We start from the raw sequence: 24,405 nt of genomic DNA on the forward strand, positions 1-24,405 counted from the left end.
CCGGTGCGCGCCAACACAAAAGGTCCGCAGTCCGCGGCCCCTTCCCCGAAGGAAGGCGGCCGCTCGGCTGCGGACTTTATTTGCGTGCGTCAGCGGTCCTGACGCCGCCGTCTATTTCACGTAGATCCGCGCGCGCTCCTGCCAGATCTCGCCGGGCGCGAGGCTGAACAGACCGATCTCGTCGGCCGGCTTGTCCGTGTTCGGCGCGTTGACGAGGCTCACCTGCGGTTCGGGACAGAAGAAGCCTTCCGTCGCGCCGTTGTTCCATATCATCCATTGCTTGTACGACGTGCCGGCGTCGTAGACGAGCGTGAGACCCGCTTTCGTATCCGTCAGCTCCATCCGGTTGCGGCCGTTCTGCGGCACGGCGGTATAGTGGTTGTCGAGCGATTCGAAGAACGGATAGACACCTTCGCCCTTCATCGCTTCCTCGTTCGGCGTCAGCGGCTGGCATTCGCCCGTCGGCAGCATCCGCTCGCTCATGTGCCACCGCTCGCCGATCGTCAGCTTCAGCCGGTAATCCTTCGCCGAATGGCCCGGCACGAACGGTGCGTTCACGGCCGTGTGGAACGCGAACAGGCACGGCATCGTCTCATCGCCGTCATTGATGACCGTGAACTGCTGCTCGAGCCCGTTCGCACCGACTGCGTAGCGCAGCCGCAGCGTGAACCGGAACGGCAAGTACTTATATACCTCGCTGCGCTCGTCCACTTTCAAGGCGGCGACGACGTAGCTTTCGGTCGCGGTCGAGCCGAAATCCTCGACCTCGAACGTCTCGCTGTGCACGAAGCCGTGCAGGTGGTTGCCCGTCGCCGGCTCGTTGACCGGGAATTCCAGCGTGCGGCCGTTCCACGGGAATTTGCCGTCCTCGAACCGGTTCGGCGGGAACAGGACCGGAATGCCGTGAATGAACGGTCTCGCCTTGAATTCGGGCATTTCCTCCGCCGTCGGCTCGTGCAGGAACGCATAGCCGTTCTCGGTATCGCGGAAGGCGATCAGGTTGCCGCCGACCTCCGGAAGCAGGACGGCTTCGTATCGGCCGAACTTCAGCCATACGGCCGGCTCGCCTTGATAGGTGTCTCGGTACGCTTGATTGCTGCTCATAAGTGGCTCGACGCTCCTTTGGTATGGATAAAATCTAATGTGGATTGCGAATCTATAATACCACTGTTCGCCCGCGCGAAGGAACCGCTTTCGGTCCCGAACCGGCAATATCCTCTCCCGCCGGGCGGGAGAGGATCGAACCGGCTTAGGAACCCTTGCGTCCGCTTCGCTAGAAGCCGATGCGCTTCAGCCATTCGCCGCAGACCGCCGTCCAGGTGGACACGTGCGGGTCGTCTTCGGCGAGACCCATGCCGTGCGGGCCTTTCTCGTACACGTGCAGGTCGAACGGCACGCCCGCGCGCCGCAGCGCGGAGGCGAACAGCAGCGCGTTCTCGACCGGCACGACGCTGTCGTCCGACGTATGCCAGAGGAACGTCGGCGGCGTATCCGGCGTCACCTGCCGCTCGGCGCTCAGCCGCTCGATCAGAGCCGCGTCGGGCTCGGGTCCGAGCAAATTTGCGCGCGAGCCCGCATGGCCGTCCGGTCCCATCGAGATGACCGGGTAACACAGAATCGCGGCGTTCGGCCGGCTCGATAGCCGTTCGGCCGGATCGTCCGCGTCCGGCCGGCCGGTTTCGTACAGCGTCGCCGCCGAGGCGGCGAGGTGGCCGCCGGCGGAGAAGCCGAGGATGCCGATCCGCTCGGGATCGATGCCGTATTCCTCGGCGCGCAGGCGCACGCAGCGGATCGCCCGCTGCGCGTCCAGCAGCGGACTCGGGTGCTTGTACGGCGCGACCCGGTAGCGCAGGACGAAGGCGGCGATGCCGAGGCCGTTCAGCCACCGCGCGATCGGTTCGCCCTCATGCGCGGCGCGCATGCCGTAGCCGCCGCCGGGGCAGACGATGACGGCGCTCTTGGCGCCCGTGGCGGGATATGGCGTCAGGGCGGGCCGGTCCTCGTCGGCGCCGCCCGCGGCGAACGGCGCGCCTTCCGGCCACAATTCGATTAGCGCGTTCTCAGATCGAGCCATTTGATTTCCTCCGGCGTCAGCGGAATGGTCGTCGCTTCCAGGCACGATTTCATCTCCGCCTCGTTGCGCGGACCGATAATCGCAGCCGTCGGGAACGACTGGTTGAGCACGTACGCCAGCGCGATCTGAATCGTGGAGAAGCCCTTCTGCTTACCGAGCTCCTCGGCGCGGCGATAGCGCTCCCAATTGTCGTCGTTATAGAAGACGCGCACGAGATCGGCGTCGGTGCGGTCTTCCGGCGTGAAGCGGCCGGTGAAGAAGCCGCGCGCTTGCGAAGACCAGGAGAAGATCGGCAGGCCGGTCTGTTCGTGCCATGCCAGAATCTCGCCGTCCACGCTGATGCAGTCGGCCCAGTACGGCTCTTGCGCCTTCGCGAGGCTCAGGTTCGGGCTGCTGAATTCGAAGCCGCGCAGGCCGTGGGCCGCCGCGTACGCGTTCGCTTCCTGCAGGCGCGCCGTCGTCCAGTTGGAGCCGCCGAATGCGCGGATGCGCCCCGCTTCGACGTGCCCATTCAAGATCTCCACGATCTCGCCGACCGGCACGTTCGTGTCGTCGCGGTGCAGCGCATAGACGTCGATGTAATCCGTGCGCAGCCGCTCGAGGCTCGTCATGAGTTCGTCGTAGATGGCCTGCTTGTTGACCTGCGGCACGCCGTGATGCGGATGTCCGCCCTTCGTCCAGACGTTGATGGCTTCGCGGTTGCCCCGCTCCTCCAGCCACATGCCGATCGCCTGCTCGCTCTTGCCGCCGGCATAGATGTAAGCGGTGTCGATCGTGTTGCCGCCAATGGCGACGAACGCGTCCAGGTTGGCGCTGACGAGCTCGTACACGTCGGGCGAGAAATAGTCGGACCCCATGATCAGCTGGGATACGCCTTGCTTTAAACCGGGAAGCTGGATATGTTTCATTATCGGTTGACTCCCTTCGCGATTGGGTTTAGAGCGTGACGCGTTTGCGAGTATAGGCGGAGGCCAGGCAGGCGTCGATGACGCGCATGTTGGCGACCGCGTCGGACGGCGCGAACCGGACCGGCTGCTCGTGCCAGACGTTGCGGGCGAACGCGTCGGCTTGCAGCGCGTATTGGTTCAGCTCCGGCTGCTTTACTTCGCGCTTGCCGTCCTTCGTGTGCACGTAATACGTGGCGTCGCCGATGTACGCCGACGGCACTTCGATCCGGCCGTCCGTGCCGAGAATTTCGAGCGTGTTGCGGAACGCCGCCCACATGCCGCAGTCGAACGTCAGCGCGACGCCGTTCGGGAATTCCGCGATGCCGGACGCCATCATGTCGACGTTGTCGTGCTCCGGGGAGATGAGCGCGTGCACGGTGACCGCTTCGGGCTCGGCGCCGGTAATGAGGCGCGCCGCGCTGAGCGGGTAGCAGCCAACGTCGTAGATGGAGCCGCCGCCCCAGTCCTTGCGGTAGCGGACATTCTTGGCGTCGCCGGCGTTATTGAACGTGAACGTGCCGTGGATGCCGCGGAGCTCGCCGATCTCGCCGGACGCGACGATCTTCGCGATCTCCTCGTAGCGCGGGTGGTGACGGTACATGAACGCTTCCGCCAGATGGACGCCGTATTTCTCCGCGGCATCCGCCATGCGCTGCGCCTCTTCGGCGTTCATCGCGATCGGCTTCTCGCAGAGCACGTGCTTGCCGGCTTCCATCGCGCGGATCGACCACTCCATGTGCAGATGGTTCGGCAGCGGCACGTAGATCGCGTCGATCTCGGGATCGCTCACGATTTCTTCATAGCTGCCGTAGGCTTTCGGAATGCCGAGCTTGGCCGCCGTCTCTTCGGCTTTGGCGAGGTCTCGGCTTGCAATCGCTGTCAATTCTCCGGTTTCGGAAGCCTGGATGCCCGGGATGACGGAACGAACGGCGATGCCGGCAGTGCCGACGACGCCCCAACGCAGTTTTCGGGTCACGAGAATAGCCACCTTTAACGATAAAATGAATTCGTCCCTAGTATAGTCCATTCCGATATGGGAAGAAATATAAAACAACATCATTTTCATATAACATTCGTGTCGCCGCTCGCTTGTCTTCCCCGCACTCATCGGGTACATTCATATCACTACCTCGGAAAGTAGGCTATCCCCGTGGAACATGTCCTGGAGCTGCTGATCGCCCGTTACGGTTATATCGGCTTGACGCTCGCCTTGTCGCTCGGCATCATCGGCGTGCCCGTGCCCGACGAAGCGCTGCTCACCTATGCCGGCTATCTCGTCGGCAATGGCACCCTGCTGGCGCCGCTCGTCGTGCTCAGCGCCTTCGTCGGAGCAGCCGCCGGCATCACGGCCAGCTACGCCATCGGCAACCGGCTCGGCCTGCCGTTTCTGCTCAAGTACGGCCCCCGCCTGCATCTGTCGTCCGCCAAAATCGAACGCGCCCAATGCTGGATGAACCGCTACGGCAAACTGCTGCTGTTCGTCGGCTTTTTCATCCCCGGCTTCCGTCACGTGACGGCTTACATGGCCGGGATGTCGCGCTTCAAGATCCGCGCCTTCCTGCTGTACGCATACGCGGGCGCGCTCGTCTGGAGCACCCTGTTCGTCTACGTCGGGTTCATGCTCGGCGAGCGCTGGGAGACGGTTAAGCTCTACGTCCACCATAACGGCCGCACGCTGCTGTTCGTCGCGTGCTGCCTCGCGTTCTGCGCGATCTGCTTCCGGGCGATCGCCGCGGCGCGCAAGGTGAAGGCTTAGCGGCGATCGCGAAAACGCGTGTAAGCCTCGGTTTCCGCCATAACGGAAACCGAGGCTTATTGTATTGTCCGCCGCGGTGCCGGCGACCGGCCCTGCCGCGGTGCCGGCGGCCGGCCCTGCCGCAACCGTCGCAGGCGTACCGCGCCGACATGCACGCGAACTCGGCGTCTGCCTCGCCCGTGATGCCCGGCCGAGCGATTGCGGCGAGCGCCTTCGCGGTCTCCGCGGCGCCTGCATCGCCCGCGATGTCCGGCCAAGCGATTGCAGCGAGCGCTTTCGCGGCCTCCGCGGCGCCTGCATCGCCCGCGATGCCCGGCCGTGCGATTGCAGCGAGCGCTTTCGCGGCCTCCGCGGCGCCTGCATCGCCCGAGATGCCCGGCCGTGCGATTGCAGCGAGCGCTTTCGCGGCCTCTGCGGCGCCTGCATCGCCCGCGATGCCCGGCCGTGCGATTGCAGCGAGCGCTTTCGCGGCCTCTGCGGCGCCTGCATCGCCCGAGATGCCCGGCCGTGCGATTGCAGCGAGCGCTTTCGCGGCCTCTGCGGCGCCTGCATCGCCCGAGATGCCCGGCCGTGATTGTAGCGAGCGCTTTCGCGGCCACAGCAGCGCTTATTGCGCCGAAAAAGGCGAAATTAAGCATTTGGCGGACTCAGGAGCCGCTATTGGGCTTGAATGGTCGCAATTCGGCACCAAAACCTGCGAATAGCGGATCGTGTGGCCGCCTAACTGCCTATAACCGCCGTATTCGCCAAATAACGGATCGTGTGGCCGCGTACGACGTACCCTATCTCGTCGCTGCATATTTACGGATCGTGTGGTAACGTGTGCCCAATCTCGCCAGCCGCGCGGCACGCATCCTTCGGGGACGAATCGCCGCAGCAGCAGCCGCCGTCGAGATCCGAGCGAAGGAGGATACGGCGCCTTCATCTTTCTCTTCCATCCGCTATCCCTATCCTTCCTCCTTGCCCAGAGGCGCCTCCGCCTCCGGGACGTCAATCCCGAAATACGTCTTCAGCGCCGCGGCGTACTCCGCTTGGGTCTGCGGCGTCAGCACCGTCACCTCGCCGCCGCGGAACAGGCGGATTTCCTCGCCTGCGCCGGTATTCCGGCCTTCCGGCGTGCAGATCGCGAGCAGCGCTCCCGCGCGGAACGGCGATTCCGGGGCATGCTGGCACCAGTAGCTCGCGAATACGTAATCGTCCTTCAGCTGCGGCTCTTCCGTGAAGGAATACACCCGTCCCCACTCGCCCCGCTTCCGCTCGCTCAGGAACCAGCCGAACGCCGCGTCCCGGTCGAGCCGGTAGCATTCCGAGCCCTGCACCTGCTCCAGCCCGTCCTGCAGCAGCAGCGGTCGCCGCGGCACCGCGCCGCCGACGCCGACGTCGCACAGGTAGAGGGCACCCTCCGCCTCCACCTGCAGCACGTGATGCCGCCGCTTCGGCGGCAGCGCCGTCTCATCGCGCCAAAACCGCGCCACGAAGTCCGTCACCGTGTACCCCAGCTCCCGCAGCAGCCAGCCGAACAGCGCATTCAGCTCGAAGCAATAGCCGCCGCGGTGCCGGCGGACGATTTTATCCCAGAGCGCCTCGGCATCGAGCGACAGCGGAACCCCGTTCAAAATATCCAAATTCTCGTACGGCACCGCCAATAGATGTGCCTGCTGCAAGCCTGCCAGCGCTTCGGCGCTCCCGTCCAGCGGTCCCTCGTAGCGGATCCGTTTCAAATACGCCTCGACTTGCGGATGAATCTCTTTGCTCTCCCGGTTCGGCATGCCGACCGCTCCCCTTTCCGACTTCGGTTCATAGTGTTCGCGCATAGACACGCCCGGCCGCGCCATGCCATAATCAGGCTACGCGCGCAAACCGAACGAAGGATGTGGCCGATCATGACGATGTTCAAGGGCGACGAATTTTTCAAGCTGGACGATTTTCCGTTCTACATCGACCGCTATACGATCGGGAAGAACGAGACCATCCCTTCGCATACCCACGACTTCATCGAGCTCGTGTTCGTCGTGGAAGGCAGCGCCGTGCACGAGATGTCCGGCCATGCGTACCGCCTGGCGGCGGGCGACGTCTTCGTGATCGAGCCGAACGTCTACCACAGCTACGTCTGCGCCGCGGACCGGGAGACGGTCGTCTATAACGTGCTCTTCGACGCCGCATTCCTCCGGCGCGAGATGGAAGTGCTGCAGCAGATGCCGTCGTTCATCAATTTCTTTTACTTGGTCCCGTTCCTTCGCAAAAACCACGCGTTCGTGCCGTACCATCCCCTTCAGCCAGCGCAGAAGGTGCATATCCAGTCGCATCTGCAGGCGGTCTTCGAGGAATTCGCGCAGCGCCGGGACGGCTACCAGCTCGTGATCAAGACCCGGTTCATCGAATGCCTCGTCTGGCTGAGCCGGTATCATCAGGAGAACCGCGAAGCCGGGCTGCGGCCGAGCGTCAGCGACCGCGACTGGATGGACTCCATCGTTCATTACGTCGACCGGCATTATTACCAGCCGCTGACGCTGCAGCAGCTGAGCCGGCTGAGCGGCATGAGCGTCTCGTCGTTCACCGCCAAGTTCAAGGAAGCGGCCGGCATGAGCCTGCTCGATTACAAGCATACCGTTCAAATTCGCCATGCGTCTACCCTCTTGCGGACCACGGACAAAAAAGTGCTCGACATCGCGCACGAGACCGGCTTCGGCGACATCAGCTTCTTCAATCGCGTATTCCGCAAGCACACCGGCTGCTCGCCGCGGGAATACCGCTCCGGCGCGCATCGGCCGTAATCGCGCCCCGCTCGCGATTCGGGTCCGGCCTGCTTAACCCGAAGCGAAGGCCATGCCTCGTCATGCCCTTCCCCCCGCAGCCTCCGCTCCTCTGCACCGCAAGATGCCCGCCATTGCCGTCCTCTCCCTATTTCAAGCCGCAGCGCACGAACTCCTGCCGTCGGCCGGACAACGAAACGAAGCCGCCGTGCGTGACGGCAGCTTCGCGTTCATTTCACCTAGGCTTTGTCGTGCGTTTGCCGCCACCCCCGGAACCGCGCTTCTCCAGCGCACATGCCCGAGCCCGTCAAGAACCCGTGGAGCGGTAATGCCGCACGCCGAACTGCCACACCAGGATGCAGGGCAGGAGGAAGAGGAAGCCCGCGAGGGGCGATAGCATGTAGAGGATGTCGCGGCCTTCCGCCCGGCCCAGGAGATAGAGCAGCGGCAAGTAATTGACGCAGCCGAACGGAATGACGAAGGTGAAGAACATCATGACCCATTTCTGATAGATCTGCAGCGGGTACTGCGCCATCTCCCGGCCCCCGTCCGTGAAGATGTTCGCGACCTCCAGCCCTTCGATCGTCCAGAAGCACATCGTCGCGGCCAGCATGAAGATGCCCGTGAACACCGAGATACCGCTCGCGATCATGAGCAGCAGCGTCACCGCCTTCATCGCGCTCCACGCGATGGGCAGGTGCACGAGCGCCAAGGCGAGCACCAGGCAGCTCTGCGCCAGCCGGCCGATGCGGGTAAACTCGAATTTCGAGCCCAGCACCTGCAGCGCCGCGGTCCGGGGACGGACGAGCAGCCGGTCGAAATCGCCGCTACCGACCAGCGTGGAGAAGGCGTCGAAGCCGCGCGAGAAGCATTCGCTGAACGAGAACGACAGGTGGATGACGGCGAAGCACAGCGCAACCTCGTAGAAGTTCCAGCCCTGCACGTGCCCGAACCGTTCGAACATGAAGTACAGCCCGGCGAACACCGAGAACGGAATGAAGAATTGGCCCAGCGTCAGCAGCCAGAACGATGTCCGGTACTGCAGCTGCGATTTGAACTGCATGCGCAAGTAGCGATAGTATAAGCGCATCCTCGTCACCCTCCCTGCACGACGACTTGACGTAATGCCCGGTTCAAGGCCCATCGGCCGAACCCGATCAAGACCGCGAGCCACCCGAGCTGAATGAGAATCCCCCAGAGCGCTTCAGCCCGCGGAATCTGCTCGGAGTAGACGCGGAACGGGAAATCCGCCGACCACCGGAAGGGCATCGCGCTTGCCACATGCTGCAGCCATGCGGGCATCAGCGGAACCGGAAGCACCAGCCCGGCGAAAAACTCGCCAACGACGGCGATGAGCAGCGTCGAACCGGTAGGCGACATCGTCCAAAACACGGAGATGTAGATCAGCATCGAGATGGACACGATGATCAGGAGGCCGAGCACGAGCGAGGTCAGAAATAACGCGCCCGTCGCGAGCGAAGGCGGCAGCCGAAGCTGATAAGCCCGGGGAAGCAGGAAGGCGATGAGCAGAATCGGCACGGCGCGCAGCGCCGCGCTGGACACGCGCTGGGCGAGCAGCTTGGCGAACCAGAATTCGTAGATGCCGCATGGACGGCACAGCTCGTAGGCGATGTTGCCGCCGGTAATCAATTGGAAGATTTCGTTGTCGCGGAACCAGAGCATGATGAACGACAGGAAGACTTGCTGCAGCCAAATATACGTGACGACGTCCGGCAGGGACATGGGCTGGTCCTGCGCGCCGTTCCGATAGAACGCCACGAAGATCATGATGAAGACGAGGCCGAAGAAGAGTTGGGTTACCATGCCCGCGTACGCGGCGGCGCGGTACTGCAAGCCGGTGATGAAGCGCAGCTTCCAGATCGACAAGTACGCGTTCATACCCGGTGCTCCTTATACAGCTCGACGATCAGCTCGTCGACCGGCTTCGTCTCGATCGCGACGTCCACCAGCTCGACCTGCTCCGAGAGCCGCGAGATGACTTGCGCCATGAGGACGCGCTCGGTGTCCACGCTGAGCACCGCCCGCTCCGGCGACCAGGACAGCAGGGAAGCGCCGGGAATTTCCAGCGGAACCGGTGTCGGGCGGTAATCGACCGTCACCGTCCGGTGGGTGCCGAACCTGCCGCGCAGCTCGGCCAGATTGCCGTCGTAGAGCAGCGTACCCTTGCCGATCATCAGGATCCGGTCGGCCAAGGCCTCGATATCGCTCATGTCATGCGTCGTGAGGATCACGGTGACCCCCTTCTCTTTATTGATGGTTTTGATGAATTGCCGGACCGCGATCTTGCTGACTGCATCCAGTCCGATCGTCGGTTCGTCCAGGAACAGGATTTTGGGACCGTGCAGCAGCGAGGCCGCGATTTCGCAGCGCATCCGCTGTCCCAGGCTCAGCTGCCTGACCGGGGTGTGGAGCAGGCCGCCCAGTTCCAGCGTCTCCGTCAGCAGGGCGAGATTCGCGGCGTACAAACCGCGCGGAATCGCGTAAATATCGCGCAGGAGCTCGAACGAATCGATGACCGGTACGTCCCACCACAGCTGCGAGCGCTGGCCGAAAACGACGCCGATGTTCCCCACGTAGGCCTTGCGCTCCTGCCAGGGCGTGAAGCCCATGATGGAGCAGGTTCCGCGGTCGGGCACCATGATGCCGCTCATGACTTTGATCGTCGTGGATTTGCCTGCTCCGTTCGGGCCGATATACCCGACGATCTCCCCTTCCCGGATGGAGAACGAGATATCGCGGAGCGCGTCGACGACGGTATGCTCGCGAACGAACAGCGCTTTCGCGGCCTGCCGCAAGCCCGCGGACCGCTTCGCCACCTTGAACGATTTGCTGATGCCTTGTAGCGTAATCACCGTTTTCAACCTCCTCTTATTAGCCGCCCGAAAAATATATCCAAAATCCAAAAAAAAGTATAGACTTATAAAAAAACATCATTTATAATACTATTATAGAGGTCAAGGACACCTATTTCGTACCCAAAAATTTAAAAAAATCAAATTTTTCAACGACAAGCTCGTTGAAATTCTATTTGTATCGTATTTTTAACTTTATTGAACTTGTCAGGTGCCGGTTGCTATTTGCGACCGGCCCTTTTTAATGCTCTTGCTTGCCGGACTGGCCGAACGTGCGCGGCGCGTCCGCGGGATCCCTTTCGACCGCGGAGATTAGCGGAGATGCGTCGTGGAAAGCAAAGAAGACCCGAAGCCTGCTGAGGCTTCGGGTCTTCTTTTTAAAGAACGAATTGCGCCTATTGACCTGCCGCGCTGCTCGCGCCGGCATCGAGGGCGTCGATCGCCACCCGCCGCTTCTCGCGCGCGGACGCCAAGCAGGCCTCGATTACCTGCAGGTTGCGAACGCCGTCCCACGGGCTGATGGCTTCCGGCTCCCCGAGAAGCACAGCCCGCGCGAACCTGTCCAGCAGCGCCTGCTGCTGGTTGCCGCGCTCGAACGGTTCCGTTCGCGTCTCGCCGCCAGCGGTGACCTGAATATCGGGACTGAGGTCGCCGCGCAGCGAGAAGGCCGACGGCAGCCGGATCGTGCCGCGCGTCCCCCGGATCTCGAGCGTGTTGGCGAAGTCCGCCCACAAGCCGCATTGGAACGTCAGCGCCACGTCGTCCGGAAATTCCACGAGGCCGGACGCCATCATATCGACGCCGCCGTGGTCCGGCGAGAAGAATGCCTGCGCCGTTGCCGCCTCCGGCTCCCGCTCCAGCAAGCAGCGCGCCGCGCTGAACAAGTAGCAGCCGATGTCGTACAGACTGCCGCCGCCCATCTCCCGGACGAAGCGGATGTCGCCCTCCATGGCGGAACGGTCCGACGTGAAGACGCCGTGCAGCCCGCGTATCGCGCCGATCTCGCCGGAACGGAGAATCTCCTTGATCCGGTCGTAGCGCGTATGGCAGCGATACATGACGTTTTCCTGCAGATGCACGCCGTATCGCTCGCTGGCTTCGACCATGGCGGCCGCGTCGCTCGCCGATACCGCCATCGGCTTCTCGACCAGCACGTGCTTGCCTGCCCGGGCGGCCTCGATCGTCCATTCCCGGTGCAGATGGTTGGGCAGCGGGATATAGACCGCGTCGATGTCCGGATCGGTCAGCAGGTCCCGGTACCGGCCGTACGCGCCCGGTATGCCGTGCGTATCCGCATACGCGCGGGCTCTCGCTTCATCGCGGCTCGCTACGGCCGCGATCGCATGCATGTCCGAGGCGCGGACGGACGGGATAAACGCCTTCGCGGCGATTTGGGCGCATCCCATGATTCCCCAACGCAGCTTCTTCATCGGCTCTCCTCCTTCGTAGAACGGTCCCGTGATCGGGATGGAACGCTGTCAGCTTGCCTGTGCCGAACCGCCGTACTTGGCGGCTTCTTCCTGTTCCCGCGACATGTATACGCTTCAGCGAGGCTGAAGTTGCGACGAACGCCCCGGCGGCGAACGAACAAGGAGCAGCTGCCTCAGGCGCGCTGCTCCGTTCCGCTTCCGGCAGGACGGCGACCGCTCCGCTTGCGTCAGAGCCGAACGCCGTACAACAAACTCCCGTCAAGCAAGTACCATGCCAGTAACCGGTACTCTACGCCGTCCTGACTGGATGCGACATGCTCGCGGTAATCCAATTCGCCCGATTCGTTGAACGCGGCAACGACCTTGCCTGCTTGCGACGCGTACACATACGTCGTATTTTGATCGGCATAAACGATCGTGCCGTCCGGCGCCAGCCGTAAGATCGTAATCGGCTTGTCTGTCCGCGACGCGCCAACGGGGGCGGTATACACGTGCTTCGTCACGCCATCCGGCGTGCGAACGTCCAGGCGCCAACGCTTGGCAGCTTCGTCGTAAGTCCGGTAGGCGATCCACCCGTTCTCGATCCGGTAGGATTGCCGCGGATCCGCCGCATAATCGGAGGATGCGAACGAATCCGTCGCGATCGTCGTCACTCGGCCGTCGGAGCTGCGCAAGCGCAGCGACCGCGCGGTATTCCCGGCGCTATCTTGGGTTACGGCGCTGTAGAGCAGATCGGTTCCGTCCATCAAGACCCCGAAATACGCGGAATCGCCGGGCGACGTCAGGCCGATCGTCTTCATCGTCCCGTCCGGCAACGACACGTAGATTTCCGACGGCTGCGCGCTCAGCGTATACGCGACCGTTCCGTCGGCGGATAAATCGAAACGGTTGTGCATATCCCGATAGAACGCGGCATTCGGCAAGTCACGCGAGGAGCCGGTCGTTAAATCGACGACGCTGTCGCCCAATACGGCGAAGTTTCCGTTCGCATCGAACAGATACGCTCCCTCCCAGCTCCTTCGCACCGCGCCGTCCTTCCAATACGACGTCTTCTGCCTGTCGGTATACACGACGCCTTCCGCGGACAGCTCCGCGCGGCTCAACGTGTAGATGCTTTCGGCCTCGGCCACTTTGATTTGGGCGTGATTCACGCGGTCATACAGCCACAGTTCCTTACCATAGTAGAACAAGACCCGGGTGGCGTCGAAGTCGAGAATCGGTCCGGCGACCCGATAAAGAAGGGTTTCGGGGCTTTGCCGGTCTAATCCTTGAACCTCGACGGGGACAGGGCTGTCTAGATAGCTTCCGTCTCCGAGCTGCCCCCCTTGGTTGTCTCCCCACCCCCAGGCGGTACCGTCGCGTCGGAGCGCCAAGCTATGATAATCCCCGGCGGCCACCGCGGTGACGGAATCGAGACCTTGTACCCGGACCGGGGACAGGCGCTGCGTGGTTCCCCCATCGCCAAGCTGACCCGATCGATTAGCTCCCCATGCCCAGACGGTACCGTCGCCGTCGAGCGCCAAATTATGATCGTCGCCGGCCGACAGGCTCACCACGTTGGCAAGGCCGGGGAGCTGTACGGGAACAGAACGAAGCGTCGTGGTCCCATCGCCAAGCTGGCCTTTGTCATTATGCCCCCACGCCCAGACGGAGCCGTCGCTGCGAAGCGCTAAGCCATGCTGGAGACCGGCCGTCAGCGCGGTCACGCCGTCGAGGCCCTTTACCTGAAACGGGGTCGGGCGCGGCGCGGGATTGTCCTCGTCGTCGAAGCTGCCTCCCCATTCCCATACGGTACCATCGCTCTTAAGCGCCAAACCAAAACTGCCGCCGGCGGCAATGGCAATAACCGAATCCAGGCCTGTCACTTGCGACGGCGAGTAGTGGTAATCGTAATAATCGGACACGGTTCCGTCGCCAAGCTGACCCGAAGCGTTCCTCCCCCATGCCCAGACGGTGCCGTCGCTCTTGAGCGCCAAATAATACTCCATGCCAGCGGAAATGGCGATGACCCCATCGAACGCCTGCCCGAAATTGCCTTTCACTTGAACCGGCGCCGGGCCGGGATACGGATAGGCATCGCTTGCGGAAGGAATCGTAACCCCCCACGTCCACACCGTGCCGTCGCTAAGCAGCGCCATACTATTGCAATTCCGGGCCGCGATGCCGCTTACCCCTTTAAGGCTCTTGACCGGCACGGCCTCGGCGCGGGAAATCGTGGTCCCGTCCCCGAGCTCGCCCCAATAATTATCTCCCCACGACCAGATCGTGCCGTCGCTGCGAAGCGCCAAGCTGTGCAGACACCCTCCCGCCAGCGATGCCGTTTTGGCGGCGCCGGGGGTTTGTGCCGCCGGCGCGCGGCCCTCTTGAGTGTAGATCGTGCCTGCGCTATTCGCGGCGGCAGCCGCCGGATAAGCGACAAGCGCAAAAAGCACGCAAATGATGCCCGGTAACCAGCGCGTGCGTATCCTCATCGTCATCGTCCTAGTTCCCTCCCTAATCTTCATCCTCTGAACCTCACCTCTTAACATGCGGAGCAACATATGAAACGCTTACAATTCTATTTATCCTAAATTTTACCTCACTCGTCCGTTCCCATCTATTCCTCCTTCGGGTGCCTTTTATATAATCCGGTCGCAGCATGTTCGACTACTTCGCCACGGACAGCTCGCCGGCTATGCTTCCGTTCGCCTGGCGTGTAAACGCAAAAAAAGCACCGCTGCCCTGGGCGGTACTTGCTTTTGGCTTTGCTGCAACCAACGATTTCAAATAGTTCTCATAGTTTTGTAATATAGACGGCAAGGAATACGAGAATACCTCCATGAATAAGAAAAACAGGCTGGTGCTGGTCCAATCGGTCCCATCGTGCCTGCTTACCGTAACCGATGCGAGGAGGTTTGTATCTATGAAAATCGAAATCGAAGTCAGAGCCTTCGGAAAACAGGAGGTTCAAGGAACGGCAGAAGCCTTTAAAAGCACTGAACTTATGCGCGTCCATGAACTTCCGGGCGATACAACATTAGCCCAAGTACAGGCTATCTTAGCAGCCTTGTTTCATGAAGTAGAGAGCGGGTATGCAAACCCGGAGCAATGCTGGCTAAAATCACGATTCGCGCAAAGAAAGAAAATGGCGAAATTAGATTTTTAGGTTAAAAGGTATCCGCCGCCGAAGGTTTCCGGTCTCGCGGCGCGAATCCCGGATCCAGCGCGATGCACGCGAAGCCGGCCATCGCCCTCGGGTCGTACGCCAGCGGATAAGCACTTCCGGCCAGCAGCATATTCCGCTGCTCCGACGACGCCTCCCCCGGCAGCGCGAACGCCAACGTATGCGGGAAGACCTCCGCCAGCGCGGTATGAATCGCCCGCACGCGCTTGTCCCCCGCTCCCTTGCCCATCAGATTGAGCAGCATCAGCGCGGGATCGCGGAGCTTGCCGCGCGCCAGCCGGAAAAACTCCAGCGTGCTCAAGTGATGCGGCGTCCCTTCCTCGGTGAACGCGTCCAGCACGAGACAATCATGCCCCCCGTCGGCTTGCTCCGCGAGCAGCTGCCGGCCGTCTCCGATCAGGACGTTGTCCCGGCGGTAATGGAAGTACGTCCGGCTCAGCTCCACGACCTGCTCGTCGATCTCCGCGACGGTCACCTCCTGGTCCGGGTAGTGCGCCGCAATCGTCCCGATGCCGTGGCCGATCATGAAGAGCCGCCGGAAGTCCGGCGCGTTGCGGTCGATCAGATGGATGAGCGCCCGCGGATACTCGAGCACGATCCGCTCGGGCCGCCTCAGATCGATCGCGCCTTGAACCGCGTCGTCCGCGAATTGCAAATACCGGAACCGCCCCGTTTCGCCGTAGAGCTCGTTGGCCTCGCACACCGTCATCCGCTGCAGGGCGCTCGTTACGATCGCCAGCCGTATCATGTCTTCGCCCTCCTTCGCCTGCTCTGCCGAAGCGCAGAATCTCTCCACCGATTGTACATCCAACGGTGCGGACAAGGGAAGCGATTCGAAAACGAAGGCTGCGTCGGCTGAGCTCGACAAGCGCCGCCCTGCCCGCGCGGGATATATCCATAAATTACCAAATATAAGCAGCCGGCTCCAGCGAGAGACCGGGTTGCTTAGATTCGGTTAGGCGGATTGATTCGGTTCGTATAACCAATCGTGTCCGTTCGGTCGATCATGTCGGCTGTGTCTGCCGCCATGGGACGGCAGAGGCACGATCAACCTCATTAGCGTTATTTCCCGAGAAATATTGGTTCTTGGCGTAAAACCGCGCAGCCGTGCCCGGGCACGGCATTCGCGCACTAGAGTAGCTTGCGAAGCGCGGCCCGGGTCGGGCTGCCGTCGGCCTGCGCGAGCGGCAGCGGAAGGGCCGCAAGCTCATAGCGGCCGGGCTGGACATGGTCCAAGACGAGCCCCTCGAGAATATGGATGCCGTGCGCCGCCAGCGCGTGATGCGCGGGCAGCTCCTTGCTGTCCAGCGGATCGACGGACGGCAGATCGAGCCCGAGCAGGCGAACGCCGCGCGCCGCCAGATACGCCGCCAGCCCCGGCTCGACGGGCGGAATCCACGCCGGAAACGCATGCCGGTCCGGCCAGGCGTCCGTCCGAATCAACAGTCGGGCCGTCTCCCCCAGGTCGATGCCGCTTAAGCCGACGATTCCGATACCTCGCACACCCGGCATATGCACGACGCGGGCCTCACCCAGATAGACGTCCAGCTCCAGGTCGATCGCTTTTGCGCCCGCATCGTCGAAATGATACGGCGCGTCGATGTGCGTGCCCGTATGCAGGCTCATGCGAATCCGGCCGACATTCACGGAACCGGTATCTTCTTTGCGCCAAGCCCGCTCGTAAGCGAACGGCGTGTCTCCCGGCCAGCCGGCCGCCCGTTCATCGAGCGGCTGCGAGATATCGATCCATTTGTTATCGTTCACCCCGCCCGCCTCCCATCCGTCTTCCGGTCCGTCCTCAGAGCTTGGTTCGCAGGCTCCACAGCTCCGGGAAGAACGGCTGCTCCAGCACCCGCTTCAAATACGTCACGCCCGACGAGCCGCCCGTCCCCTGCTTATGCCCGATGATGCGCTCGACCGTCGACAGATGGTGGAAGCGCCACGCCTGCTGCTGGCTGCCGATATCGGCCAGCTTCTCCGCCAGTTCGTACAAATCCCAGTAGGCCTCCACGTCGCGGTACACGGTCAGCCATGCGTCTTCCACGCTCGCGTTGGGCGCGTACGGCTGCGACCAGTCCCGGTCCAGCGCCGCTTCGTCGACGGGCAGCCCGCGCGCGGCAAGCGCCCCGATGGCCGCATCGTACAGACTCGGCTCGCGCAGCGCCTCCTGCATGGCCGCGTACAGCTCCGGGCGGTGCCGGAACACCGTCAGCGTCTCGCCCTTCTTCTGGCCCAGCGCGAATTCGATCAGCCGGTTCTGGTGCGACTGGAAGCCGGACGCGCTGCCCAGCTTGTCGCGAAAGCCCATATAGTCGGCGGGCGTCAGCGTCGAAAGAATGGACCAGGACTGCGTGAGCTGCTGCTGGATCCGCGAAACGCGCGCCAGCATTTTGAATGAGGGCTCGAGCTCACCGGCCCGGATGCTGCGGGTCGCGGCGTTCAGCTCGTGCAGGATGAGCTTCATCCACAGCTCGCTCGTCTGGTGTATGACGATGAACAGCATCTCGTCATGATGACCGGAGCGGCGCTGCTGGCTGGACAAGATTTGGTCCAACCGGAGATAGTCCCCGTACGACATCGAGCCGCTGAAGTCCGTCCGAATGTCTTTTTCCATGCGCGCTGCCCCTCTCTTGGCATCTTGCCCGAAGGCCCTTTCCGGCTTGCCGGGCGGAGCCGGGCCGGCCATTCACTCAAGCGACGATGTCGCGTTCGTTCGGATAAGCCTTGTACGCCTGCCGCTCCATGATGTCCCGGAGGATCTGACCGACGTCCCACACCTCGCGATATGACGTGTACAACGCCACCGGCGCCAGCCGGATCATGTTCGGCGCGCGGAAGTCCGGAACGACGCCGCGCTCCTTTAGGGCTTTGCAGATCCGCGCCGCTTCGGCGTGCTCGAGGCTGACATGCCCGCCGCGCCGGCAGTCCTCCTCCGGGCTTCCGATGCCGAAGCCGCAGCCGGCCAGCTCCTGGCCGATCAGCGCCATCAGGTACCGGGTGAGACCGAGCGATTTCCGGCGGATCGCCTCGATCCCGGCTTCCGCGACGAGCTCCAGCGCGCCGATCAGCGGTGCCAAGCTCAGGATATGCGGCGTGCCGATCTGATACGCGCCCGCCGATTCGGCCGGCGTCAGCGCGGCGGCCATATCGAACTGGCGGTCCTTGCGCGAGCCGAACCAGCCAGCCAGCCCGGGCCGCGTCCCGAGATGGCGGCGGTTGATATACAGGCCGCCGGGGCAGCCCGGCCCGCCGTTCAGATGCTTGTAGCTGCACCAGAACGCGAAATCCACGCCCCAGGCATCGAACGCATGCGGCACCGCGCCTACGGAATGGCAGCAGTCGAACCCGATCGGAATGCCCCGCCGGTGAGCCTCCGCCGTCAACCGTTCCATGTCCAGCAGCTGCCCGCTCCGGTAGAGGACGGCCGGCAGCACGATCAGCGCGATGTCCTCCGTCATCGCCTCGATGATCGCGTCTTCGTCCAGGAACCGACCGTCCGGACTCTTCACGCAGACCAAGCCCCCGCCGGGATCCTGGCCGCGGACGGCCAGCTGGCTCTGAAGGGCGTAGAGATCCGATGGAAAATTCAGCTCGTCGGCCAGCAGCTTCGTCCTCGCGCCATGCGGCCGGTAAAACGTCGCGACGAGCTGATGCAGGTTGACCGTGGCCGAGCCGGTCACGATCACCTCGTCGGGATCGGCGCCCACGAGCCCCGCCATCATGGCGCCCAGCCGCTCCGACAACGAGAACCACGGATGCCGGCCCCGCGTCCAGCCGTCGATGCCGTGCTCCTTCCAATCCGCCAGCGCGTCGAGCAGCGTCCGCTCCGCCGGCTTCGACAGCAGCCCCAGCGAATTCCCGTCCATATAGACCGTGCCCGGCTTCAGGTAGAATTCCTCCCGAAACCGCGCCAATCCGTCGGCCTTATCCTGCCGTTGCGCATAAGCCAAGGTCGGCTCCGCGGCTTCGCTATGCATAGCGCCACCCCTCGCTCAGAAATGAATGCCGATCGGCTTCTCATGACTTCCCCCGCTTCCGGCGCCACAGCGAAATAGGCGCTACCCTATGGTATGCGGTTCCGCCTCTCCGCTTGCCGAAGATCCGAGGCTCGCGCGGCGAGGCGCCCGGACGGCGAAAAGGCCCGCCTCCGAAGAAGGCGAGCCGACTCTATTAGGCGATCCAATCAATCATGCGATTCAGGCGAACGCTTCCGCCGGTACGCGCTAGTCCAACCGGCCCTCGACGGCGACAATGTCCTTGTCGTACCGCACGCTGACCTTGGCGGCGATTTCGATGGCGCTGACCATGTGCGCGAGGCTCATGCTCGGCGTCGGCGCGCGCCCGATCGTTTGCTCCGGCAGATAGGGCACATGAAGGAAGCCGCCCCGGCACGCCGTAAACTCGGTGGCGATCAGATGCCGAAGCCCGTAGAAGAGATGGTTGCAGACGAACGAGCCCGCGGACAGCGAGACGCTTGCCGGGATGCCCGCCTCGCGAATCCCGGCCGCGATCGCCTTGACCGGCAGGGTGGACCAATACGCCGCCGGCCCATCCTCAGCGATCGGTTGATCGAGCGGCTGCTCGCCGCCGTTGTCGGGGATGCGGGCATCATCGAGATTGATCGCCACCCGCTCGACCGCGATATCGCTCCGGCCGCCGGCTTGCCCGACGCCGATGACCACGTCCGGCCGGACCTCCAGCATCGCCTGCCGGAGCGCGAGGAGCGACGTCCGGAATACGGTCGGCACTTGCCGAACCTCCACCTCGAAGCCGTCGTAACGCTTGCCGCGCAGCCGGCTGACCGCCTCCCACGCGGGGTTCGTCGTTTCGCCTCCGAATGGATCGAACCCGGTCAACAATACTTTTTGCATGCGAAGCCCTCCATTCTATTGCGTCCGATTTGCCTTCACGTGCTTCAGCTGCGCCACGATGATGACGCTGATGATGACGAGCAGGAACCACGAGCTGATCTTCCCGAAGCTCACCAGCCGCCACGCCTGATGCTGATCGGGATATTGCCAGGCCTTGAAGAACGTCGCGATGTTCTCGGCCAGCCAGATGAAGAATCCGACCAGGAAGAACGCAACCGTCAAGGGCATCCGATAAGTGCTGCTCCGGACCCGGTAGACGATCCGCGTCTTCCGGAAGACGACCACCACCAGCGCCGTCAGCCACCAGCGAATATCCGGGATAAAATGATGCGTGAAAAAGTTCAAATAAATGGCGCCGCCCAGCGCGAACGAGGGCAGCAGCCCGGGCCATCCGGTCATGTCCATCCGCAGCCGGCGCCATACCTGGCACATGTAGCTGGCGACGCTCGCGTACATGAATCCGCTGTAGAGCGGGACGCCGAGCAGCTTCGTGAAGGCCGGCTCCGGGTACGACCACGATCCCATCCCGACCTTGTAGATTTCGAGCATCAGCCCGATCGCGTGGAAGACGGCAATGACCTTGATCTCGTCCAGCGTCTCGAGGCCGCTGCGGTACATCAAGTACTGCACGGCAAGCAGCACGAGGAGGATGAGATCGTAACGATGGATGAACGGCACCCGGATCAGGCCGGATAGTGCCAACGTGCAGAAGATCGCCACGGGGAACATGCAGCTCATCGCCTGATGATAGCCGAACAGCAGCAGCTGCGCAAGCGGCCGCGCGAGCTTGGCTTCCCCGCCGCGGCGGCGGGTAACGGGATTATGGCCGGTCATCTGGCGGGTCAAACGTCCGGCCGGTATTCCAGCAGGTCGCCGGGCTGGCAGTCGAGCGCCTTGCAGATCGCCTCGAGCGTCGACAGGCGGATCGCTTTCGCCTTCCCGTTCTTCAGAATCGACAGGTTGGCCATCGTAATGCCGATCCGCTCCGAGAGCTCGGTCACGCTCATTTTTCGTTTCGCCAGCATCACGTCAATATGAATAATCATCGCCATAAGATCACCTCAGACCGTCAAATCGAGTTCCGATTTGAACTCGACGGCGGATTTCAGCAGCTTCTGCAGCACGGCGGCGAAGACCCCGATGACCAGCGAGGCGAACGCGATGACCAGGCCGACGACGATAAGCCCCGGAGCGTCGTCGCTCTCCGCCATGAGATACAGGAACGGCAGGCTGGCCAAGTCCAAGACGCAGATGGCGAAGGCGCAGCCCTTAATCCTGCTCAGCGCCTGCACGGAGCGTTCGGAGAACGCGCGGTTCCGGTCGATGAAGCCCAGCAGCCGCAAAGCCTGGTACAGGGCATAAAAAAACGGAATCGCCGACGCGTACGCGAGAATCACGACGGGCAGAAGCATATACGCCGGAAAATAACCGGTACCGATGACGAGAGGCAGTCCCCACGCGCAGATCCCCAAGACCGGCAAACCGATCAAGACCACCGTCGCCCTCAGAAAGAAGGTCGTTCCACGTTCCATTGCATGCACCCCGCTTTCGATTGATCGTTTTGAATATATCATGCGATTTATCGTTTTACAATATGTTATTGTTGTGAATCGGCGAATTATGATTGTTTTACGGCGTCTTTCACTACATCATACCTAAGCGTCTATCATGGGCGCAGCCGCCGTCCGGCTGCCTTTCGGCCGCGGCAAAAAGGCCGCCGACGCATCGGCAGCCTAATCGGAGAAGCGGGAGTGCGGCGCCCGGCTTCATCTGCGCCAGACGGCAGACAACGGACGATTACAGCGACACGCCCAAGAAGCCGCGGGTGAATTGGAAATCCACGTTGCCCTGCCGGTAGAGACGCGGCGTGAACTCGCGCTCCAAGGTCCGCTTGCTCAGCTCGAGTATGCGCGCCGTCCACGCCTCCGGATTTCCGTCCAGGAGCAGATCTAAATCCTGCGCGTACGGCAGCGAATCGGCCGATTCCGTGGCGAGCTGCAGCATCGGGATGAACGGATGCGTCTGCATCGGACGCCGCCCGGCCAGCGCGAGGATCAGCTCGACGCCCGTGCCGCCGAGGCCCGTCGCCGTCTCCACCCAATGCTCGGTCGGCGTCTCCATGACGTGGAAGCCGTTGCGGCGGACGCGCTCGCCATAGGCGAGGGAAGGCCCGGCGCCGGTGCCGGCGAGCAATCGGCCGCCGTACGCCTCCGAATCCAGCAGGCCGCTGTTCTGCGGCACGACGACCACGCCGCCCGCGCCGACGATCAGCCGGGTCAGCTTCGCCAGCTGCTCGCCCGCTTCCTCCGCGACCGGACCATCGCTCATGAGGCCGATCCGCATTCCTTCCAGGCCGACCGTCGCCTTCGCGGCCGGCGCGTCCGCCGCCGCACGGTCGGCGAACCACGTCTCTACCTTCCGCGTCACGCTCGCGATGCCGCCGTCGAGCTGAATGCTGGCGTACCCGAGCCGGCTCGCGTCCACGCCGGTCTCCTCCATCCGGTGGCGCATGAAGTCGTTATGCGTCTTCTCGCAGCCATGCTCCAGCAGCAGGCAATGCCTCACCATCGGATGGGTCATATAGCCGATCATCGTCCGCGCGTACAGCTCCTCGGCCTGTCCGCCCGAATTGCCGCAGCCTTCCGTATGCGCCAGCGCCACGTAGCGCGTCACTCCCGGCCGGCCGACTCCCGCTTCGTTCAGCCGCTGCGCGATCATCTGGGCGACCTGGCCGGCGCATAGGCTCGTCGGCACGATCAGCCCGATGGCATCGCTGGCCGTTCCTTCCGGACGCCGGATGAAGGTGAACGCGACGTTAGGGCCAGCCGGCGCCGCTGCATCCGCTTGGATGGCGATCGGCTCTCCCGCCGGTGCGGACGGACGGAGCAAGGCCTCGAGACGGCTCGCATCTTTCTGCTGCCAGTTGCGCCAGATCTGAACCTGGGCATGGCCCGCCTGCTCGCCGACGCTGCGCTGGCCGGAAGCGATGCGGATCGTGTGCTCGAACACCTCTTGCCCCAGTTCCTCCATCGGCGTTCCTTCCAAATACCGGCCCGCGTTCACGTCCATATCGTCCGCCAACAGCTGATAGCGGGTCGTCGTCGTGACGACCTTGACCGTCGGCACGTACGGGAAGTTGGTGATCGAGCCGTTGCCCGTCGTGAAGAAGATCAGGTTGCAGCCGGCCGCCACCTGCCCGGCGATGCTTTCGAGGTCGTTGCCGGGGCTGTCCATGAAATAAAAGCCGCCCTCCGTCATGCGCTCCCCGTATTCCGTAGCGTAGTCGAGCCGGGTGACGGGATCCTTTTTGCGGGCCGCGCCGATCGACTTCAGGTAAATGTTATACAGGCCGCGGTACATATTACCCCCGGACGGATTGCCTTCCGCGCTCGCTCCGTGCCAGGACGCGCGCTCCTTGAACCGGTCGACGAGCGCCAGAAATTTGCGCGCAGTCTCCACGCTGCTCGCCTTCGCCAGTACGTACGGCTCCGCGCCGATCAATTCGTCCGTCTCGGCCAAGCTGGCGGCGCCGCCGTGACGCACCAATTCCTCCGATATCCAGCCCAGCAGCGGATTCGCGGAAATGCCGGAGAACGCATCCGAACCGCCGCACTGCAGCCCGATCTTCAAGTGGCGGATGGATTCCGGCGTCCGCTCGGTCGAGTTGACCGCCGGCAGCCAGCCGCGCACGATCGCTTCGCCCGCCGCCAAGTTCGCTTCGAAGCCGCCCCGGAGCGAGAGGAAGCGGTGCGGCACGTCGCCGATCGGATAATGATGCTCGCGCAGATATTGCTCCACCATGGCGTTGGTGACGGGCTCCCGCTCGTAATCCACGACCAGCACCGCGCCGACGTTGGGGTTCACCATGAAGCCGGCCAGCGTCCGCAGCAGCACGTCGAGGTTATTCGGGTTCTCGGTGCCGCCTTCGGTATGGGCGGCCGGGACGATTCCGTCGATATGGGGGTACGCCTTCAAGTCCGCTTGCAGCCGGGCGGCGAGCTGCTTCACGAAGCTGCCCGTGCGGGAGGTGGTGCCGAGCAGGACCACGTGGTTGCGCGTGCCCACGCCGCGGGATTTGCTGCGGCGGTAGCCCATGAACGTCCGCGTATCCGGATATGCCGGCGCGGCCGGCGCGGGCCGGAAGCCGGCTTCGTCCAGCACGTACGGCGGCACGCGGTCCGCGAAGTTCGCCGCCGGCGGCAGCGCGAACGTCAGCTGCCGCACGCTTAGCGCTTCCAATACCGTTTCGTTAATAACATACTGGCCGGGCCGGATCGCCTCGAGCGCCTCGCCGAACGGCAGCTCCCAGGATAGCAGCGCCTCGCCGGGCGCAATCGGCTTCACCGCGAAGCGGTGGCCCTCCATCACCGTATAATCCAAGGTCATGGTCTCGCCTTCGTACTCCAAGACAGTGCCGGCGTCCAGCCGGCGAATCGCGATGGCGCAATTGTCCCCGGGCAGAGGAAGTCTCGCGACGTCGTCGAACGCATACATGGCATTCATTCCATTCACGCTCCTTGTGGATGACCATTCCGAGA

General features: G+C 63.2%; 22 protein-coding genes. 3 read left to right on the plus strand and 19 right to left on the minus strand.

What is annotated here, in order from left to right; all coding sequences use genetic code 11:
* Positions 1-111 precede the first annotated feature (111 nt).
* From ACFPB1_RS08910 to ACFPB1_RS08925, 4 genes are all read right to left on the minus strand, one after another.
* A complete protein-coding gene (locus ACFPB1_RS08910) occupies positions 112-1,104 on the minus strand; it encodes an aldose 1-epimerase (RefSeq protein WP_379224173.1) in 993 nt (330 codons plus the stop codon).
* A gap of 169 nt (positions 1,105-1,273) precedes the next feature.
* The gene (locus ACFPB1_RS08915; protein WP_379224175.1) at positions 1,274-2,074 is read right to left on the minus strand and encodes an alpha/beta hydrolase; all 801 of its coding nucleotides are present in this window, start codon (positions 2,072-2,074) and stop codon (positions 1,274-1,276) included.
* Positions 2,050-2,982, minus strand: a complete 933-nt coding sequence (locus ACFPB1_RS08920; protein WP_379224177.1) for an aldo/keto reductase — start codon at positions 2,980-2,982, stop codon at positions 2,050-2,052. Before ACFPB1_RS08920 ends, ACFPB1_RS08915 begins: the two co-directional genes overlap by 25 nt.
* A gap of 28 nt (positions 2,983-3,010) precedes the next feature.
* On the minus strand, positions 3,011-3,997 hold the full coding sequence (locus ACFPB1_RS08925; RefSeq protein WP_379224179.1) for a Gfo/Idh/MocA family protein: 987 nt from the start codon (positions 3,995-3,997) through the stop codon (positions 3,011-3,013).
* A gap of 174 nt (positions 3,998-4,171) precedes the next feature.
* On the opposite strand from ACFPB1_RS08925, the gene ACFPB1_RS08930 reads away from it, so the two are divergent.
* Complete coding sequence (locus ACFPB1_RS08930; RefSeq protein ID WP_379224181.1) at positions 4,172-4,777, plus strand: DedA family protein; 606 nt, start codon at positions 4,172-4,174, stop codon at positions 4,775-4,777.
* 947 nt (positions 4,778-5,724) lie between these two features.
* Here ACFPB1_RS08930 and ACFPB1_RS08935 read toward each other — a convergent pair.
* Entirely contained in the window at positions 5,725-6,546 is an 822-nt protein-coding gene (locus ACFPB1_RS08935) for an arylamine N-acetyltransferase family protein (RefSeq protein WP_379224183.1), read from the minus strand.
* Positions 6,547-6,660: 114 nt separating this feature from the next.
* On the opposite strand from ACFPB1_RS08935, the gene ACFPB1_RS08940 reads away from it, so the two are divergent.
* Positions 6,661-7,551, plus strand: a complete 891-nt coding sequence (locus ACFPB1_RS08940) for an AraC family transcriptional regulator (RefSeq protein ID WP_379224185.1) — start codon at positions 6,661-6,663, stop codon at positions 7,549-7,551.
* A gap of 286 nt (positions 7,552-7,837) precedes the next feature.
* Here the strand turns inward: ACFPB1_RS08940 and ACFPB1_RS08945 are convergent, their stop codons facing one another.
* The 5 genes from ACFPB1_RS08945 to ACFPB1_RS08965 form a co-directional block, all read right to left on the minus strand.
* Entirely contained in the window at positions 7,838-8,620 is a 783-nt protein-coding gene (locus tag ACFPB1_RS08945) for an ABC transporter permease (protein ID WP_379224187.1), read from the minus strand.
* A gap of 5 nt (positions 8,621-8,625) precedes the next feature.
* On the minus strand, positions 8,626-9,429 hold the full coding sequence (locus ACFPB1_RS08950; protein WP_379224189.1) for an ABC transporter permease: 804 nt from the start codon (positions 9,427-9,429) through the stop codon (positions 8,626-8,628).
* On the minus strand, positions 9,426-10,403 hold the full coding sequence (locus ACFPB1_RS08955) for an ABC transporter ATP-binding protein (protein ID WP_379224191.1): 978 nt from the start codon (positions 10,401-10,403) through the stop codon (positions 9,426-9,428). The genes ACFPB1_RS08950 and ACFPB1_RS08955 overlap by 4 nt, the downstream gene beginning before the upstream one ends.
* A gap of 395 nt (positions 10,404-10,798) precedes the next feature.
* Positions 10,799-11,833 carry a Gfo/Idh/MocA family protein gene (locus ACFPB1_RS08960; protein WP_379224193.1) on the minus strand — a complete coding sequence of 345 codons (1,035 nt, stop codon included), beginning with the start codon at positions 11,831-11,833 and terminating at the stop codon, positions 10,799-10,801.
* 227 nt (positions 11,834-12,060) lie between these two features.
* Complete coding sequence (locus ACFPB1_RS08965; RefSeq protein ID WP_379224195.1) at positions 12,061-14,310, minus strand: RCC1 domain-containing protein; 2,250 nt, start codon at positions 14,308-14,310, stop codon at positions 12,061-12,063.
* 425 nt (positions 14,311-14,735) lie between these two features.
* Here ACFPB1_RS08965 and ACFPB1_RS08970 point away from each other — a divergent pair, with 425 nt between their 5' ends.
* Positions 14,736-14,978 carry a hypothetical protein gene (locus ACFPB1_RS08970; protein WP_379224197.1) on the plus strand — a complete coding sequence of 81 codons (243 nt, stop codon included), beginning with the start codon at positions 14,736-14,738 and terminating at the stop codon, positions 14,976-14,978.
* A 1-nt stretch (position 14,979) separates the two neighbouring features.
* Here the strand turns inward: ACFPB1_RS08970 and ACFPB1_RS08975 are convergent, their stop codons facing one another.
* From ACFPB1_RS08975 to ACFPB1_RS09015, 9 genes are all read right to left on the minus strand, one after another.
* A complete protein-coding gene (locus tag ACFPB1_RS08975) occupies positions 14,980-15,744 on the minus strand; it encodes a spermidine synthase (protein ID WP_379224199.1) in 765 nt (254 codons plus the stop codon).
* A gap of 383 nt (positions 15,745-16,127) precedes the next feature.
* The gene (gene kynB / locus ACFPB1_RS08980; protein WP_379224201.1) at positions 16,128-16,760 is read right to left on the minus strand and encodes an arylformamidase; all 633 of its coding nucleotides are present in this window, start codon (positions 16,758-16,760) and stop codon (positions 16,128-16,130) included.
* 34 nt (positions 16,761-16,794) lie between these two features.
* A complete protein-coding gene (gene kynA, locus ACFPB1_RS08985) occupies positions 16,795-17,610 on the minus strand; it encodes a tryptophan 2,3-dioxygenase (RefSeq protein WP_379224203.1) in 816 nt (271 codons plus the stop codon).
* Positions 17,611-17,686: 76 nt separating this feature from the next.
* A complete protein-coding gene (gene kynU, locus ACFPB1_RS08990) occupies positions 17,687-18,973 on the minus strand; it encodes a kynureninase (RefSeq protein ID WP_379224205.1) in 1,287 nt (428 codons plus the stop codon).
* Positions 18,974-19,219: 246 nt separating this feature from the next.
* The gene (gene pcp, locus ACFPB1_RS08995) at positions 19,220-19,867 is read right to left on the minus strand and encodes a pyroglutamyl-peptidase I (RefSeq protein ID WP_379224207.1); all 648 of its coding nucleotides are present in this window, start codon (positions 19,865-19,867) and stop codon (positions 19,220-19,222) included.
* 15 nt (positions 19,868-19,882) lie between these two features.
* Positions 19,883-20,701: a DUF817 domain-containing protein gene (locus ACFPB1_RS09000; protein WP_379224209.1), complete on the minus strand. Its 819-nt coding sequence runs from the start codon at positions 20,699-20,701 to the stop codon at positions 19,883-19,885.
* 8 nt (positions 20,702-20,709) lie between these two features.
* Complete coding sequence (locus tag ACFPB1_RS09005) at positions 20,710-20,919, minus strand: helix-turn-helix domain-containing protein (protein WP_379224211.1); 210 nt, start codon at positions 20,917-20,919, stop codon at positions 20,710-20,712.
* Between the two features lie 9 nt (positions 20,920-20,928).
* Positions 20,929-21,399: a DUF2975 domain-containing protein gene (locus tag ACFPB1_RS09010; protein ID WP_379224213.1), complete on the minus strand. Its 471-nt coding sequence runs from the start codon at positions 21,397-21,399 to the stop codon at positions 20,929-20,931.
* Positions 21,400-21,664: 265 nt separating this feature from the next.
* Positions 21,665-24,370 carry a UxaA family hydrolase gene (locus tag ACFPB1_RS09015; protein ID WP_379224216.1) on the minus strand — a complete coding sequence of 902 codons (2,706 nt, stop codon included), beginning with the start codon at positions 24,368-24,370 and terminating at the stop codon, positions 21,665-21,667.
* Positions 24,371-24,405: the final 35 nt, after the last annotated feature.

Source organism: Paenibacillus sp. GCM10023250, assembly GCF_042653205.1.
Taxonomy (GTDB): domain Bacteria; phylum Bacillota; class Bacilli; order Paenibacillales; family Paenibacillaceae; genus Paenibacillus_Z.

Excerpts from the sequence above, each read along its gene's own strand:
- kynA (WP_379224203.1), bottom strand. The coding sequence starts at position 17,610 with ATGGAAAAAGACATTCGGACGGACTTCAGCGGCTCGATGTCGTACGGG.
- ACFPB1_RS09005 (WP_379224211.1), bottom strand. The coding sequence starts at position 20,919 with ATGGCGATGATTATTCATATTGACGTGATGCTGGCGAAACGAAAAATG.
- ACFPB1_RS09000 (WP_379224209.1), bottom strand. The coding sequence starts at position 20,701 with ATGACCGGCCATAATCCCGTTACCCGCCGCCGCGGCGGGGAAGCCAAG.
- ACFPB1_RS08910 (WP_379224173.1), bottom strand. The coding sequence starts at position 1,104 with ATGAGCAGCAATCAAGCGTACCGAGACACCTATCAAGGCGAGCCGGCC.
- pcp (WP_379224207.1), bottom strand. The coding sequence starts at position 19,867 with ATGCAAAAAGTATTGTTGACCGGGTTCGATCCATTCGGAGGCGAAACG.
- ACFPB1_RS08960 (WP_379224193.1), bottom strand. The coding sequence starts at position 11,833 with ATGAAGAAGCTGCGTTGGGGAATCATGGGATGCGCCCAAATCGCCGCG.
- ACFPB1_RS09010 (WP_379224213.1), bottom strand. The coding sequence starts at position 21,399 with ATGGAACGTGGAACGACCTTCTTTCTGAGGGCGACGGTGGTCTTGATC.
- ACFPB1_RS08915 (WP_379224175.1), bottom strand. The coding sequence starts at position 2,074 with ATGGCTCGATCTGAGAACGCGCTAATCGAATTGTGGCCGGAAGGCGCG.
- ACFPB1_RS08935 (WP_379224183.1), bottom strand. The coding sequence starts at position 6,546 with ATGCCGAACCGGGAGAGCAAAGAGATTCATCCGCAAGTCGAGGCGTAT.
- ACFPB1_RS08950 (WP_379224189.1), bottom strand. The coding sequence starts at position 9,429 with ATGAACGCGTACTTGTCGATCTGGAAGCTGCGCTTCATCACCGGCTTG.
- ACFPB1_RS08940 (WP_379224185.1), top strand. The coding sequence starts at position 6,661 with ATGACGATGTTCAAGGGCGACGAATTTTTCAAGCTGGACGATTTTCCG.
- ACFPB1_RS08965 (WP_379224195.1), bottom strand. The coding sequence starts at position 14,310 with ATGACGATGAGGATACGCACGCGCTGGTTACCGGGCATCATTTGCGTG.
- ACFPB1_RS08945 (WP_379224187.1), bottom strand. The coding sequence starts at position 8,620 with ATGCGCTTATACTATCGCTACTTGCGCATGCAGTTCAAATCGCAGCTG.
- ACFPB1_RS09015 (WP_379224216.1), bottom strand. The coding sequence starts at position 24,370 with ATGAATGCCATGTATGCGTTCGACGACGTCGCGAGACTTCCTCTGCCC.
- ACFPB1_RS08970 (WP_379224197.1), top strand. The coding sequence starts at position 14,736 with ATGAAAATCGAAATCGAAGTCAGAGCCTTCGGAAAACAGGAGGTTCAA.
- ACFPB1_RS08975 (WP_379224199.1), bottom strand. The coding sequence starts at position 15,744 with ATGATACGGCTGGCGATCGTAACGAGCGCCCTGCAGCGGATGACGGTG.
- kynU (WP_379224205.1), bottom strand. The coding sequence starts at position 18,973 with ATGCATAGCGAAGCCGCGGAGCCGACCTTGGCTTATGCGCAACGGCAG.
- ACFPB1_RS08920 (WP_379224177.1), bottom strand. The coding sequence starts at position 2,982 with ATGAAACATATCCAGCTTCCCGGTTTAAAGCAAGGCGTATCCCAGCTG.